At 59.7% G+C, this 14153-nt stretch carries 15 protein-coding genes; 8 read left to right on the top strand and 7 right to left on the bottom strand.

The genetic code is table 11. The annotated features are described in order from the left end of the window. The first annotated feature begins 6 nt into the window (after positions 1-6). Positions 7-1551 (top strand): Do family serine endopeptidase, encoded by a 1545-nt coding sequence (locus tag CRO62_RS13345; protein ID WP_003513113.1) that lies wholly within the window; start codon positions 7-9, stop codon positions 1549-1551. Positions 1552-1640: 89 nt separating this feature from the next. Next, a complete protein-coding gene (locus tag CRO62_RS13340; protein ID WP_097100563.1) occupies positions 1641-2390 on the top strand; it encodes an SDR family oxidoreductase in 750 nt (249 codons plus the stop codon). A gap of 24 nt (positions 2391-2414) precedes the next feature. On the opposite strand, the gene CRO62_RS13335 is transcribed toward CRO62_RS13340, so the two are convergent. After that, entirely contained in the window at positions 2415-2987 is a 573-nt protein-coding gene (locus tag CRO62_RS13335; protein WP_097100562.1) for a GNAT family N-acetyltransferase, read from the bottom strand. Next, complete coding sequence (gene serB, locus CRO62_RS13330) at positions 2984-3874, bottom strand: phosphoserine phosphatase SerB (RefSeq protein WP_097100561.1); 891 nt, start codon at positions 3872-3874, stop codon at positions 2984-2986. Before serB ends, CRO62_RS13335 begins: the two co-directional genes overlap by 4 nt. On the opposite strand from serB, the gene miaA reads away from it, so the two are divergent. After that, on the top strand, positions 3873-4769 hold the full coding sequence (gene miaA, locus CRO62_RS13325; protein WP_097100560.1) for a tRNA (adenosine(37)-N6)-dimethylallyltransferase MiaA: 897 nt from the start codon (positions 3873-3875) through the stop codon (positions 4767-4769). The two genes, serB and miaA, sit on opposite strands and share 2 nt — an antisense overlap. A gap of 9 nt (positions 4770-4778) precedes the next feature. On the opposite strand, the gene CRO62_RS13320 is transcribed toward miaA, so the two are convergent. Next, complete coding sequence (locus CRO62_RS13320) at positions 4779-6785, bottom strand: ATP-binding protein (protein WP_097100559.1); 2007 nt, start codon at positions 6783-6785, stop codon at positions 4779-4781. Between the two features lie 381 nt (positions 6786-7166). Here CRO62_RS13320 and CRO62_RS13315 point away from each other — a divergent pair, with 381 nt between their 5' ends. From CRO62_RS13315 to CRO62_RS13300, 4 genes are all read left to right on the top strand, one after another. Continuing rightward, a complete protein-coding gene (locus tag CRO62_RS13315) occupies positions 7167-8960 on the top strand; it encodes an acetolactate synthase 3 large subunit (RefSeq protein WP_013636474.1) in 1794 nt (597 codons plus the stop codon). A gap of 19 nt (positions 8961-8979) precedes the next feature. Beyond that, a complete protein-coding gene (gene ilvN / locus CRO62_RS13310) occupies positions 8980-9552 on the top strand; it encodes an acetolactate synthase small subunit (RefSeq protein WP_003513099.1) in 573 nt (190 codons plus the stop codon). Between the two features lie 132 nt (positions 9553-9684). After that, complete coding sequence (locus CRO62_RS13305) at positions 9685-10053, top strand: ArsR/SmtB family transcription factor (protein ID WP_097102970.1); 369 nt, start codon at positions 9685-9687, stop codon at positions 10051-10053. After that, positions 10046-10576 carry an SRPBCC family protein gene (locus tag CRO62_RS13300; RefSeq protein ID WP_003513094.1) on the top strand — a complete coding sequence of 177 codons (531 nt, stop codon included), beginning with the start codon at positions 10046-10048 and terminating at the stop codon, positions 10574-10576. Before CRO62_RS13305 ends, CRO62_RS13300 begins: the two co-directional genes overlap by 8 nt. Positions 10577-10729: 153 nt before the next feature. Here the strand turns inward: CRO62_RS13300 and CRO62_RS13295 are convergent, their stop codons facing one another. Next, positions 10730-11575 carry an aldo/keto reductase gene (locus CRO62_RS13295; RefSeq protein WP_097100558.1) on the bottom strand — a complete coding sequence of 282 codons (846 nt, stop codon included), beginning with the start codon at positions 11573-11575 and terminating at the stop codon, positions 10730-10732. 162 nt (positions 11576-11737) lie between these two features. Here CRO62_RS13295 and CRO62_RS13290 point away from each other — a divergent pair, with 162 nt between their 5' ends. Next, positions 11738-12331, top strand: coding sequence for a LysE family translocator (locus CRO62_RS13290; RefSeq protein ID WP_097100557.1), 594 nt, complete (start codon positions 11738-11740; stop codon positions 12329-12331). A gap of 61 nt (positions 12332-12392) precedes the next feature. On the opposite strand, the gene CRO62_RS13285 is transcribed toward CRO62_RS13290, so the two are convergent. Genes CRO62_RS13285 through CRO62_RS13275 form a run of 3 tightly spaced genes read right to left on the bottom strand, consistent with a single transcriptional unit; the run spans position 12393 to position 14099 of the window. Next, on the bottom strand, positions 12393-13181 hold the full coding sequence (locus CRO62_RS13285; RefSeq protein WP_097100556.1) for an anti-sigma factor family protein: 789 nt from the start codon (positions 13179-13181) through the stop codon (positions 12393-12395). Further along, on the bottom strand, positions 13178-13735 hold the full coding sequence (locus CRO62_RS13280) for an RNA polymerase sigma factor (RefSeq protein WP_003513086.1): 558 nt from the start codon (positions 13733-13735) through the stop codon (positions 13178-13180). The genes CRO62_RS13285 and CRO62_RS13280 overlap by 4 nt, the downstream gene beginning before the upstream one ends. Next, the gene (locus tag CRO62_RS13275) at positions 13719-14099 is read right to left on the bottom strand and encodes a hypothetical protein (protein WP_080580913.1); all 381 of its coding nucleotides are present in this window, start codon (positions 14097-14099) and stop codon (positions 13719-13721) included. Before CRO62_RS13275 ends, CRO62_RS13280 begins: the two co-directional genes overlap by 17 nt. Between the last annotated feature and the right edge of the window lie 54 nt (positions 14100-14153).

Raw genomic sequence — 14153 nt, 5'->3', positions numbered from 1 at the left:
ACGCTTATGGCCGTGACCCTTCTTTCGCCTTTTCGCAGCAGCATTGCCGCAGTCGCGGGCTTCGCACTTGTGGCGGGTAGCCTTTCGGCACCGGTTGCGGCATGGGCGCAGAGCCATGGGCCGGCATCGGTCGCCGATCTTGCCGCACCGCTTCTTGATGCGGTGGTGAATATTTCGACGTCGCAGAACGTCAAGACCGAGGGCAAAGGGCCTGTGCCGCCGAAACTGCCGGAAGGTTCGCCTTTCCAGGAGTTCTTCAAGGATTATTTCGACAACCAGAAACCGGAAGGCGGCGACAAGGTCAGTTCGCTGGGATCCGGCTTCGTTATCGATCCGGCTGGCTACATCGTCACCAACAATCACGTCATCGAGGGCGCAGACGCCATCGAGGTGATTTTCCCGAATGGTTCGAAGCTGAAGGCAACGCTGGTCGGTACTGATACCAAGACCGATCTTTCCGTTTTGAAGGTTGAGCCGAAGGCTCCGCTGAAGGCCGTCAAGTTCGGCGATTCGCGCAGCATGCGCATCGGTGACTGGGTCATGGCCGTTGGCAATCCCTTCGGCCTCGGTGGATCGCTGACCGTCGGCGTCGTTTCCGCGCGCGGGCGCAATATCAATGCCGGTCCCTATGACAACTTCATCCAGACGGATGCGGCAATCAACAAGGGCAATTCCGGCGGTCCTCTCTTCAACATGAAGGGTGAGGTGATCGGTATCAATACGGCGATCATTTCGCCGAGCGGCGGTTCGATCGGCATCGGTTTCGCGGTTCCGACGGAACTCGCCCAGAATATCGTCGAGCAACTCATCCAGTTCGGCGAAACCCGCCGTGGCTGGCTCGGCGTTCGCGTCCAGCCGGTTACCGACGACGTGGCCGCAAGCCTTGGCATGGAAGCGGCAAAGGGAGCCTTGATTTCCGGCGTGGCCAAGGGTGGCCCGGTGGAAAACGGCCCGATCCAGGCCGGCGACATCGTACTGAAATTCGACGGCAAGGATATTCACGAGATGCGTGACCTCTTGAGGATCGTGGCGGAAAGCCCGGTCGGCAAGGAAGTCGATGTCGTGGTCTTCCGTGACGGCAAGGAAGAGACCGTCAAGGTAAAGCTTGGCCAGTTGCAGGATGCGCCCGATGAAAAGGCCGCAACCGACGATCCGCAGGCCGAGGACGGTGACGGTGGCATGGTCGTGCCTGATGACAAGGGCGGTTCCGACGATCAGGCGCAGGACCAGACGCCGGAGGTGCGCGAAGCGCCGCAGCGCGTGCTCGGCATGAACCTCGTAGTGCTGAGCAACGAGTTGCGGACGGAGAAGGGCATTGCCGAAAGCGTCGAAGGCGTGCTTGTCGCCAGCGTCGATCAGGGTTCGCCGGCCGAACAGAAGGGCATGAAGGCGGGTGATGTCATCGTCGAGGTCGGACAGGACTTCATGGAGGTTCCGGGCGACGTGCTTGTGCGTGTCAACGGCCTGAAATCCGAGGGTCGCAAGAATGCGCATATGATGGTTGCCGATGCACAGGGCAATCTGCGCGTCGTGGCGCTGCCGCTGGAGTAAGGCTTCTTTCGCCCGGATCCTCAGGAATCGGGTGGTTGTGGTTCGGCTTGCTCTCTATTCCTCGGTCTCCGCCAAAGGAGGCCAAGGATATGAAATTATTAGAAAACAAGGTTGCGATCATCACTGGCGCGTCATCCGGCATCGGCCGGGCGACGGCAAAGCTGTTTGCCGAACAGGGCGCGGCCGTCATTATCAACGCGCGTGGCGCAGCGGCACTGGAGGACGTGGCTTCCGCCATTCGCCAGGCCGGCGGTCGCGTTCACCCCGTCGTGGGTGACGTCACAGTTGCGGAAACCCATGCCCGTCTGACGGATGCGGCCATGACCGTCTTTGGCGGTCTCGATATCGCCGTTAACAATGCCGGTGCCGTTGGGGCAATAAAACCGCTTGCGGAGATTTCGGTCGAGGAATGGGATCATGTGATCACTGCCAACCTCACTTCCGCATTTCTCAGCGTGCGCAGCCAGATCCCTGCGATGTTGAAGCGGGGAGGCGGTTCGGTCGTCTTCATCTCCAGCTTCGTCGGCACCAGCGCCGGCATACCCGGCATGGCAGCCTATGGCACCTCCAAGGCGGCGCTGATGGGGCTGGTGAAGGGCATTACTGCCGACTACGCCTTCAAGGGAATTCGCGCCAATGCGCTGCTTCCCGGCGGAGTCGATACGCCGATGGCGGGAGATGCGGCCCAGAAGGAGTGGGCTGCGGGGCTGCATGCGATGCAGCGCATTGCGGAACCGGAGGAACTGGCGCAGGCCGCCCTTTTCCTCTCCAGCCCGATGTCGAGCTTCGTTGCCGGATCGGCCCTGTTTGCCGATGGCGGAAATGCGGCGGTGAAGTAATTGCCGAACTGGCGGGCGAGGGCGCTACTGCGCCTGTCGTTCCCGCCACTCCGCGAGCGTCAGCGCATAGGTCACATGCGGGCGCAAATGCGGATGGGTATCTTCCGGGACGCGCGGGTGGTCGAAGTCTCGTGACGGGTCACGCTTGAGGCCGATACGTTCCATCACCCGTGTCGAACGCTGGTTGTCATGGACGGCAAAGGAGACGATTTCCGGCGTTTCCTTTTCGTCAAAAGCCATGACGAGCAGCGATTGCGCGGCCTCGGTGACATAGCCGTGACCCCAGAAGCGGGTGGCGAGCCGCCAGCCGATTTCCATGGTTCCGAGCGGGAAAGGCGGATCGAGGTTCATGACCGGCGATATGCCGCAAAATCCCATAACCTCGCCGGTTTCGCGCAGTTCCATGGCGTAGAAGCCGTAACCGCTGCCGCGGATCATGCCATTAATGGTTTCGAGAACCGCATCCGCTTCCGCATGGCTGCGGCGGAAGGGAAAAAATTCCATGACCTTTTCGTCGGCGTTGATTTCGCGGAACAGATTGCGGTCGCTCTCCTTCCACTCGCGCAGAATGAGCCTTGATGTTTCGCGGATGATCATGGAACGACAAAATCCGTCTTGCGGTAACCCTGAATGTAAAGGAGTGCGGTCAGGTCGCCATGGTCGATGCGCATCTGCGCCTCGGCGGCGACGGCGGGCTTGGCGTGCAGGGCAACGCCCGCGCCGGCCAGATGCAGCATGCCGAGATCGTTGGCGCCATCGCCGACCGCCATTGCCTCGTCCGGCGAGATGCCGAGCTTTGCGGCGATATCGTTCAGCGCATCCACCTTGGCCTGTTTGCCGAGGATCGGTTCGGCAACGGTGCCATCCAACTGGCCATCGGCCTCGCCGAGAAGATTGGCGCGGTTCTCATCAAACCCAAGCATGGCCGCCACCCGGCCGGTGAAGACCGTGAAACCGCCGGAAACGAGGGCGGTATAGTAGCCCTTCGCCTTCATGGTGGCGATCAGCTCCTTGCCGCCCGATGTCAGCGTGATGCGCTTTTCGATGACGTCATCGATGACGGAGACTGGCAGGCCCTTCAGCAACGCCACGCGCTCCCGGAGCGCCGGCTCAAAAGCGATTTCGCCATTCATGGCGCGGGCGGTAATCGTGGAAACCTTGTCCTTCAATCCCACTTCGGCGGCCAGCTCGTCGATGCATTCCTGGCCGATCATGGTCGAATCCATATCGGCAATCAGAAGCTTCTTGCGGCGTTTGTCCTGTTCCTGAATGACGATATCGATCGGCTGGCCCGAAAGCACGCCGGCAATCGCGTCACGCGCCTGTTCGGCATCGGTGCCAGAGGGCAGGGCAATATCGCAGGCGATGCCATCGGCCAGCCAGTAGAGACCGGATGCGTTTACGGCATTGGCGGCCGCTTCGCCGAGGGCCGGTGTCAGAACAGGATTTGACGGATTGGCGATAAGCGTGGCAACGAAAGCCATGATGAAAAACCTTGATGAGAATTTTGATGCGATCCTGATAACCGGCCCGACGGCAAGCGGCAAGTCCGCGCTTGCGCTTCGTATGGCGCGGGAGCGGAACGGTGTCGTGATCAATGCCGACAGCATGCAGGTTTATGACACGCTGCGGGTGCTGACCGCCCGGCCATCCGAGGAAGAAATGGCAGGCGTGCCACATCTGCTATACGGCCATGTGCCGGCAAGCAGTTCCTATTCAACGGGTGACTGGCTACGGGACATTTCCGCCCTGCTTGTGGATTTGCGCAGGCAGCAGCATTTTCCCATCATCGTTGGCGGTACGGGGCTTTATTTCAAGGCGCTGACGGGCGGCTTGTCCGATATGCCCGCCATTCCTGACGACATACGCGAGAGGCTGCGCGCCCGGCTGATCGAAGAGGGGTCCACGGTCCTGCACGCGGAACTGTCGCGGTGCGATCCCTTAATGGCGCAGGGGCTTCAGCCGGGGGACGGCCAGCGGATTGTCCGGGCGCTGGAAGTCATGGAGGCGACGGGAAAGTCGATCACGGAGTTTCAAAAAGCCAGTGGTCCGATGATTGTTGATCCGGACCGAGCGCAGAAATTCGTGGTCCTGCCGGAACGGCCCGTGCTGCACGACCGCATCAATCGACGGTTCGAAACCATGATGGAGAGTGGTGCTGTGGAAGAGGTCAAAGCTCTTCTCGCCCTGAACCTTGCGCCTGATGCCACAGCGATGAAGGCGATTGGCGTTTCCCAGATCGCCGATATGCTGGCTGGCGGTATGAGTGAGGCAGAGGTCATCGAAAAATCGGCGGCCGCGACCCGTCAATATGCCAAGCGGCAGATGACCTGGTTCCGCAACCAGATGGGGCCGGACTGGGCACGTATCCAGCCGTAGGGGGCCCGCTCAGTCCTTGCGGTAAAGGCTACCTAGCGGCTTTTTCATCAGGCTCTCCCGCAGCGAAGGACGTGTCTCTGATGGAGGCGGGCCATTCTGTGCCTGCATCTGGAAGCCGACCTTACGCAATTCGTTGACAGCGCTGGTATCCGTTGCCGTTGCGGGCGACTGCGGCGCTAGGGTTGTGCGTCCGGGCAGCATGTCGGGGCGGTAAGGTTCGTATCCCTCTGTCGCCGCCGTCCCCAGTTCACGTTTCCAGCGATCGACGTCGTCCGCCTCTCTGGGAGCGGACATCGGTTCCTGCATATCGGAGAAGGCCGCTTCGACGCTTTGCTGGAAGCCGGTGATGACCGGCTTGGCTGCCGCGCGCATGCGGCTGACGATGCTGTTCAGGTCGACGGTATCGGGCGTTTCGTGAGGCGTATGGCTGACTGCGCCGTTCGCCTTCGGCAGTTTTGCCGTGGAGACGCGGTCGAAGCGCATGCGCATCGGTACGCCCACCGCCTCGCCAAAGGCGATTGCCTCGCCATTGCCGATGGACGAGAGAAAGCTGGTGGTCGAGGTTGAGGCGTTCGGTACGGCGGACAGAATGATCTTCTGGTCGATCTCGTTCGTCAGCCGCATGGCAAAAACAGTCGAGCATTGTGACAGGATGGTCTGGTCCAGCTCACTCGGACGCTGGCTGATGACGCCAAGCGAAATACCGTATTTGCGGCCTTCCTTGGCGATCTGCGCGATCGCCTGCCGGGTCGGGAAAAATCCGCGCTCAGGGTCGGCGGGAACGTAACGGTGCGCTTCTTCGCAGACGACAAGCATATGCAGCGAGCCGCGCGCCAGCACCGCGAGTTCGAAGGACATGCGGCAAAGGACGGAGACGACCGAATTCACCACTTCCGAGGGGATGCCGGACAGCTGGAAAACCGAAATCGGCTTACCTTCTCCTGGAATACGGAAGATATGCGCCACCGTTTCCAGAATGGTGTCGCTGATCGTATTGCTGGAGAACATGAAGTTATAGCGCGTATCGTTAATGGCCGAGAGGATGCGGCCCTTGAGGGAGCGCAGGGTCGGCTTTTCGCCGCGCCCTTCCAGCCGCCCGATGCGCTCGTCGATGAGGGCGAGAATATCGGCCATGCGGTAAGGCACCGGCGTGTCGGGCGTGATCGCGCTCTTGTCGGACGTGCGGCGAACGGCGGAGCCATCTGTGCCGCGAAATGCCTTTTTCGCCTCCGGAATGATGTCGCGAAGGACATCCATCTCTTCCGGTACGGGCTTGCGTCCGCGGAAAATCACTTCCGCGAATTCTTCAAGGCGCATCAGCCAGAAGGGAAGGTCGAGTGTGTCGGTGTCGATGACGACAGAATGATCGGGGAAGGCGGCCGCAAATTCATTGTGCGGATCGAGAATGAGGACACGCAGCTTCGGGTCCGTCTCGATCGCCTTGTTCAGAAGAAGGGAGACGGCAGTGGTTTTGCCCACGCCCGTCGAGCCGACGACGGCGAAATGTTTCGCCAGCATCTGCTGGATGTTAATGGCCGCGCCAATCGTGTCGTCCTGCGTCAGCGTACCAATGACGCATGTGTCTCGTTTGCCGCTGTCATAGATCTTGGAAAGGTCTCCCGTGCGGATGCGATGCGCGACCGCGCCCAGATAGGGGTAACGGGAAATGCCGGTGGAAAAACGTTCGCTGCCATCTTCGGTGCGGTAGACTTCGCCAACGAGTTCCACGTCAATCAGCAGCCTGTTCGGCTTGTCCGACCACCAGTGTTCTTCGCCTGTGCGCATGGCGTATACCAGTGCGGCGACACGGCTCGTTCCCATTTCGATCGAGATCAGGCGTCCGACGGACCAGAGCTGCGCGACATCGGTTGAGCCGATTTCAGTTTCTGCGGCGATTGTCGCATGGGCGCCATCACAGGCGATGACGCGGCCGAGCATGCGGTTAGCCGGCTGCTGGCCGGATCGCCGTTCGTTTTCGTCCATGCGGGACGCTCTATGAAACTCGTCACTATTCACGTCTTATCCCGGTACATGCGGATGATCGCGGTGGTTCGGGCATCATCTGCATCTTTGATTGTAAAAGATTATATTTAACAACCTGTGTATCTATTGCGTTCGAAAATTTCGTCCATGGCGCCTTACGGGTAATAAAAGAAGCCGACGCCGATTTTTTCCGCAATATGCGTTGACGACTGGCGCTTTTCTGGCTAACACTCCGGCCCATGAAAAATCTTAACGTACTTATCGTGGTGGGACGGCGCATGGGCAGGATGGTGTAACCATCCGGCGAAAGCACCCATGCGCTGAACGAGGCTCCTCTAGGGGCCTTTTTTTATGTCTTCAAACAGGCCCTCGGGCTCCTCGATATCCAAAGCCAAAGCGGGATGGAAACAGGCAATGACGGATAAGGATAATACGGAAAACAGCAATAGCATGACAGGTGCGGAGATTGTTCTGAAGGCGCTGAAGGACAACGGCGTCGAGCATATCTTCGGTTATCCTGGTGGTGCCGTGCTTCCGATCTACGACGAGATTTTCCAGCAGGAAGACATTCAGCATATTCTCGTGCGTCACGAGCAGGGTGCCGGCCATGCTGCCGAAGGTTATGCCCGCTCCACCGGCAAGGTCGGTGTCATGCTCGTTACCTCCGGCCCCGGCGCCACCAATGCGGTCACCCCGCTGCAGGATGCGCTGATGGATTCCATTCCGCTCGTCTGCCTTTCCGGCCAGGTTCCGACATCGCTGATCGGCTCCGACGCATTTCAGGAATGCGATACAGTCGGCATTACACGCCCCTGCACCAAGCACAACTGGCTGGTAAAGGACGTCAACGAACTGGCGGGCATCATCCATGAGGCCTTCCGCATCGCACAGACTGGTCGTCCCGGCCCCGTCGTCGTCGATATTCCGAAGGACATCCAGTTCGCCACCGGCACCTATACACCGCCTTCCGCCGCCATTCAGCAGAAGAGCTACAAGCCGAAGGTTCAGGGCGATCTCAACGCCATTCACGCGGCCATCGAATTGATGTCTAAGGCAAAGAAGCCGGTTTTCTACACCGGTGGCGGCGTCATCAACTCCGGCCCGGAAGCGACACGGCTGCTGCGCGAACTGGTAGAGCTGACCGGTTTCCCGATCACCTCGACGCTGATGGGTCTCGGCGCCTATCCGGCTTCCGGCAAGAACTGGCTCGGCATGCTGGGCATGCACGGTTCATACGAAGCCAATATGACGATGCATGATTGCGACGTGCTGGTTTGCATCGGCGCACGTTTCGACGACCGTATTACCGGACGCCTGAATGCGTTTTCGCCGAATTCCAAGAAGATTCACGTCGATATCGATCCGTCCTCGATCAACAAGACCGTGCGCGTCGACGTTCCGATCATTGGCGACGTCAGCCATGTTCTGGAAGATATGGTTCGCCTGTGGCGCGCTTTGCCGAAGAAGCCTGAAAAAGCGCAGACCGCGGACTGGTGGCTGCAGATCGAGCGCTGGCGCGCCCGCAACTCCTTTGCCTACAAGAATTCCAACGATGTCATCATGCCGCAATATGCATTGCAGCGTCTTTACGAGGCATCGAAGGGGCGGGAGACTTTCATCACCACCGAAGTTGGCCAGCACCAGATGTGGGCGGCGCAGTTCTTCGGCTTCGAGGAGCCGAACCACTGGATGACCTCGGGCGGTCTCGGTACCATGGGATACGGCCTGCCGGCAGCTATCGGCGTTCAGGTCGCGCATCCGGAAGCGCTGGTTATCGACATTGCCGGTGATGCCTCGATCCAGATGTGCATTCAGGAAATGTCCTGCGCCATCCAGTACGGTCTGCCGGTGAAGATTTTCATCCTCAACAACCAGTATATGGGCATGGTGCGGCAGTGGCAGCAGTTGCTGCACGGCAACCGCCTGTCCAACTCCTATACCGAAGCCATGCCTGACTTCGTCAAACTGGCGGAAGCCTATGGCGCGGTTGGCATGTATTGCGACGATCCGAAGGAACTGGACGACAAGATCGCCGAGATGATTGCGGTCAACAGGCCGGTCATCTTCGATTGCCGCGTCGCCAATCTCGCCAATTGCTTCCCGATGATCCCATCTGGTAAAGCCCATAACGAGATGCTGTTGCCGGATGAGGCGACGGATGAAGCTGTTGCCAACGCCATCGATGCCAAGGGCCGTCAGCTAGTCTGAGCCGGGAGAGGAAAAGGACATGAACGCACACCTACAACCCACCGGCTCCGCCTATTTCATCCAGAAGGAAACGGCTGCCGTCGAAAATCATACGCTGTCGGTTCTCGTCAGCAACGAGCCGGGCGTTCTCGCCCGGGTCATCGGCCTGTTTTCCGGCCGGGGCTACAACATCGAAAGCCTGACGGTTTCGGAAACCGAGCATGAGGCGCATCTGTCGCGCATCACGATCGTGACGCGCGGCACACCGATCGTGCTGGAGCAGATCAAGGCGCAGCTGGAACGCATCGTTCCTGTGCACCGGGTGCTCGATCTCACCGTTCGCGCCCGCGAACTCGGGCAGGAACGGCCGATCGAGCGCGAAGTAGCGCTGATCAAGGTCGCCGGCTCGGGCGAGGCTCGCGCCGAGACGCTTCGTCTTGCTGATGCGTTTCAGGCCAAGGTGGTGGACGCGACAGTCGAGCATTTCATCTTCGAGATCACCGGCAAGTCGTCCAAGATCGACCAGTTCGTGGCCATCATCAAGCCGCTCGGCCTGATCGAGATCTGCCGTACGGGTATTGCAGCGATGAACCGCGGTTCGCAGGGGATGTAGTCCTCCGCCTTTCGAATATCCTTGGAATACCAAGCCCGCGGTTCCCCGCGGGTTTTTTATGGGCTTCGCTCCGGTCAGTTGATATTCAACCATATGGTTGACTTTTTTGTCCGACGGCCTATATTCAACAACATGGTTGAATTATCTGTTCCACATCTCGACACTGTCTTTCATGCCCTGGGCGATGCGACGCGGCGCACGATGCTGCGCGATCTATCCCGTGGCGAGCGAACGGTGAGCCAGCTGGCCGAGCCGTTCGACATATCGCTTGCTGCGGCATCCAAGCACATCAAGGCGCTGGAAAATGCCGGGCTTATCCGCCGTGAGGTGAGGGGGCGTACACATGTCTGCCGCCTTGCGCCGGAACGGTTGGCGGCGGCGCATGAATGGCTGGATTTCTACCGGCAGTTCTGGAACAGCCGCCTCGATATTCTTGAGCAGATGCTCAGGGAGGATGATCAGGGAAAATCCCCTGCAGATGGAGGAAATGACAATGGCTGATATTGCAATGCCTGACGCCTATGGCCGGCTCGTCGAGCCGACAACCCTGAAGATAGAACGGCTCCTGCCGGGACCAATCGAGCGGGTCTGGGCCTATCTGACACAGAGCGAGCTTCGCCGCCGGTGGCTGGCGTCCGGCGAGATGCGGCTTGCGCCCGACGCACCATTTGAACTCGTCTGGCGCAACGACGAGCTTTCCGACCCGCCTGGCAGCCGCCCGGAAGGTTTTTCCGAAGAGAACAGGATGACCTCACGCATCATCACCGTTGTTGCGCCGCACCGCCTCGTCTTCACCTGGGGTGAGAGCGCCGAGGTGTCGATCGAGCTTCAGGCTCTGGGTAAGGATGTGCTTCTGACACTGGTTCACCGCCGGCTTGCGGATCGCACGACCAAGCTCAACGTCAGCGCTGGCTGGCATGCGCATCTCGACATTCTCGCCGCCCGTCTTCAGGAAAAGGAACCGGGACCTTTCTGGGATAGCTGGCTGGGGCTGAAAGAGGAATATGAGCGCCGCATACCGTAACTGGGTGCGGCATGTCTGGGGACTGACGGCGCGGTTCTCTGCGCCGTTATTGAGTTAAAATGGTGCAGCCCAGAGCATCAGCCCCCAAGGCTCACACTTCGATTCAATTGCTTGAGTGCCTGATTCCGAAAAACCTCCTAATGCTTTGTTAGGTCACAGCATTTCCAGCGCCGTCTTGCGCGTCGGTGGTGGGAAGGCGGCGTCCAGCGCGGCCCAGTCCTCGTCGGTGATTTCGAGATCGGTGGCACCTCGGTTCTCCTCCACGCGTGCGGCGCTGGCGGATTTTGGAATGGCGATGACGCCTTCTCTTTCCAGAAGAAAGGCCAGTGCCAGTTGCGCAGGCGTAGCCTGATAGGCCTTGGCGATGCGGATGAGTTCGTGGTTGTTGAGGATGCGCCCCTGTTCGATTGGTGAATAGGCCATCAGCGGCACACTGTGCCACTGACACCAGGGCAGAAGCGAAAATTCCGGTCCGCGCCGGGAGAGGTTGTAGAGCACCTGATTGGCGGCGCAATTCTTACCGTCGGGAACAGCGAAAAGCTCCTCCATGTCGTCGGTGTCGAAATTCGAGACGCCCCAGTCGCCGATCTTGCCGTCCTTTTTCAGTTTTTCGAAAGCGGCCACCGTTTCTTCCAGCGGGTGATCACCACGCCAGTGCAGCAAATAGAGATCGAGGCGGTCGGTACCGAGCCTTGCGAGGCTGCGCTCGCAGGCCTCAATCGTGCCTCTGGCGCTGGCGTTCCAGGGATAGACCTTGCTGACCAGAAACACCTCGTCGCGCCGGCCGGCAATCGCCGTGCCCACCACTTCTTCGGATCGGCCGTCTGCATACATTTCGGCCGTGTCGATCAGCGTCATGCCGAGATCGATCGCCTTTCGGATGCTCTCGACTTCCTGCGGGGCGGATGATCTCATCTCGCCCATGTTCCAGGTACCTAGGCCAAGGGCTGGTATCTCTTTTCCGGATGGCAGGGTGACGGAAGGAATGTCGTCATACATCGGTTCGCTCCAGCGGTTGTTGACGGAGAATAGCCCTTTGTTCCGACTTCTCAAACCCGGCATGGAAAGGATCGATCCATCAAAAAATTTGACTAGGCCTATCGGTTGATCGGACTGGTTTGATGGTGGTTCGGCGGATAGTGTCTTTTCACAGGAGAGATCATGACTGTCGAAACCCTCGTTGCGCTGGTGCTGTTTGCCTTCACAACCTCCATCACGCCCGGCCCGAACAATATGATGCTTTTTGCCTCCGGCGTGAATTTCGGTTTCCGCCGCACGATCCCGCATATGCTGGGCATCGGGGCGGGGTTCCTGTCGCTGCTGATCGGCGTCGGATTTGGGCTGGGCGCGCTGCTGCACTCCGTGCCCTTGCTCTATACCGTGCTGAAATTCGCGGGCGGACTTTATCTTGTCTGGATCGCGTGGAAGATCGGCATGTCCCGCAGCCTGAACGAGGGTACGGCCGCATCAGTGCCGATGAGCTTTCTCGCCGCCGCAGCCTTTCAGTGGGTCAATCCCAAGGCTTGGGTAATGGCCGTGACGGCGATGGCGACCTATACGGATGAGCGGCAATATCTCGTCACCGTTTTGATCGTCGGTGTGGTTTTCGCCGTCGTTAATCTTCCCAGCGTTTCGACCTGGGCGGGCTTCGGCTCGGCCCTGCGTGACTGGCTTTCCGTTCCCGTGCGGCTCAAATGGTTCAACATCACCATGGCCGTCCTTCTCGTCGTCAGCCTCTGGCCGATGTTGAAATAGGTGTTCTCCCTTCGTCATCCCTGTACCTGTCACATGGATGTGCGCGGGGGTACAGGTTATTCTACGCAGGGAACTGGCGGTAACATTCCTCGGCGATCTTCTGCACTTCGGCGCGCGTCAGTTCGGCAGAAACGGCATAGCCCAGTTCGTTGTCAATCCAGTAAAAGGTCTCGACGCCATCGGCGCTCGCCATGCGGAAGCTGGTGGTGCGGTTTTCCTCGTTGTGGCCGACCAGCACCGTTACCCGGCGGCCGGTCTTGTCCTGATACATCAGCATCGCCCCTGGCTTGCCGCTGACAGGGATCAGGCGCCCGCCGACGAGATCATATCCGATCTTGGAAAGATCGGGGATGGCGAAGGGATAACCGAGCCTTTTGCCGAGCCATGTTGCAAGGTGCTGCTGCTGTTCGGCTCCAACTTCAACGGGGTGGCGCACCTCGCTTGCATAGATGAGATAGGCCGATTTCGCCTGCGCGGGAATGTCAGTCGTCAACGACGCCAGAACCACGTCCTGCGGCGTGGCGAGCGGCGACGGCACAATCCTGCCGGCTGCCGCACCCGCGGCGAAGATCAGCAACACGGCCGCCGTTCGCAGAAGAACCGGTTTCAGCCGCCATGCGGGTGCCTGTTTTCTTGCGGCAAGCATCGCGGTGTCGTGCGGATGTTCGGCGGCATAGGCGGCGAATGCGGCTCGCAGGGTTTCGGCCTGTTTTTTCCAGTCTTCCACACGCTCCCGCTCCTGCGGCCTTTCGGTCAGCCAGGCCTCGACAGCCGCGCGGTCGTCGTCGGACAAAAGCCCGTCGACATAAGCGTGCAGATCGTCTTCGGTAATGGCATCGGGCCTTTTCATCGTGGTCTCCGCAGGGGAATGATATTGTCCGCCGCCAGGTGCTGGCGCAGGGTTTCGCGGGCGCGGGAAAGTCTGGACATGACGGTACCCACCGGAATCGACAATGTCTCGGCTGCCTCCTGATAGCTGTAGCCTTCCACCGTCACCAGCATCAGCACCGCCCGCATCTCGGGCGAAAGCAGCCCGAGCGCGACGTGCAGCCTATCGTTTTCCAGCGTGTCGCCGAGTGTGTCGGCAACGGCCAAGCTTTCATGGCCGTCGAGACTTTCGGACGGGTGACGTTTCGCGGCGCGGTGGCGGTTGCGATAAAGATTCGTCATTATCGCGTAAGCCCATGATTTCAAAGCCGTTCCGTGCCATTGCCTCTTATTGGTCAGCGCCTTTTCCACGCAGTCCTGCAAAAGGTCCTCGCCATCGGCGTCGGAGCGGGAAAGGCTGCGGGAATAACGCCGCAGCATGGGTATCAGCGCCAGCATCTCCGCCTCGAAGGAGCCGGCTGCGGGGGAGAGGCTCCCCCGCGTCTTGCCATTCATGCCATCATGGTTTTGCGGCATCCCATACACCGTTCATACCGTCGCCGGTTGCATCGCCTTTTTTCATGTCCTTGGCCCAGTAGTAGAGCGGCATGCCGTCCTTTGCCCACTGCATCTTGCCGTCCTTGCGCGTCACGACGGAATAGGCGCCTTCGGCCTTGTCGCCAGTGGCCGCGAAGAACGGCGGCCAGTTGGTGGCGCACTTGTCATAACAATTGGATACGCCCTTCTTGTCGTTCTTGAAAGTGTAGAGCGTCATGCCTTTTTCGCCCGCAAGCACATTGCCTTTGGCGGTCTTGACCGTTTCGACCGCGGGTGCCGCATAGGCCGTTCCGGCAAAAGCCAGAACGAGGGCGGGAACGATAAAGCGGATTTTCATGGACATATCCTCCTTGGTTCGGGCGGCTTCTGCCGCCAGCACATCAAAAGACACCGCAGG

This window comes from Rhizobium sp. AN6A, assembly GCF_900215635.1.
Lineage (GTDB): Bacteria > Pseudomonadota > Alphaproteobacteria > Rhizobiales > Rhizobiaceae > Agrobacterium > Agrobacterium tumefaciens.
The sequence above is the reverse complement of the archived record's forward strand: the minus strand, read 5'-3'. Positions and strand labels throughout refer to the sequence as shown.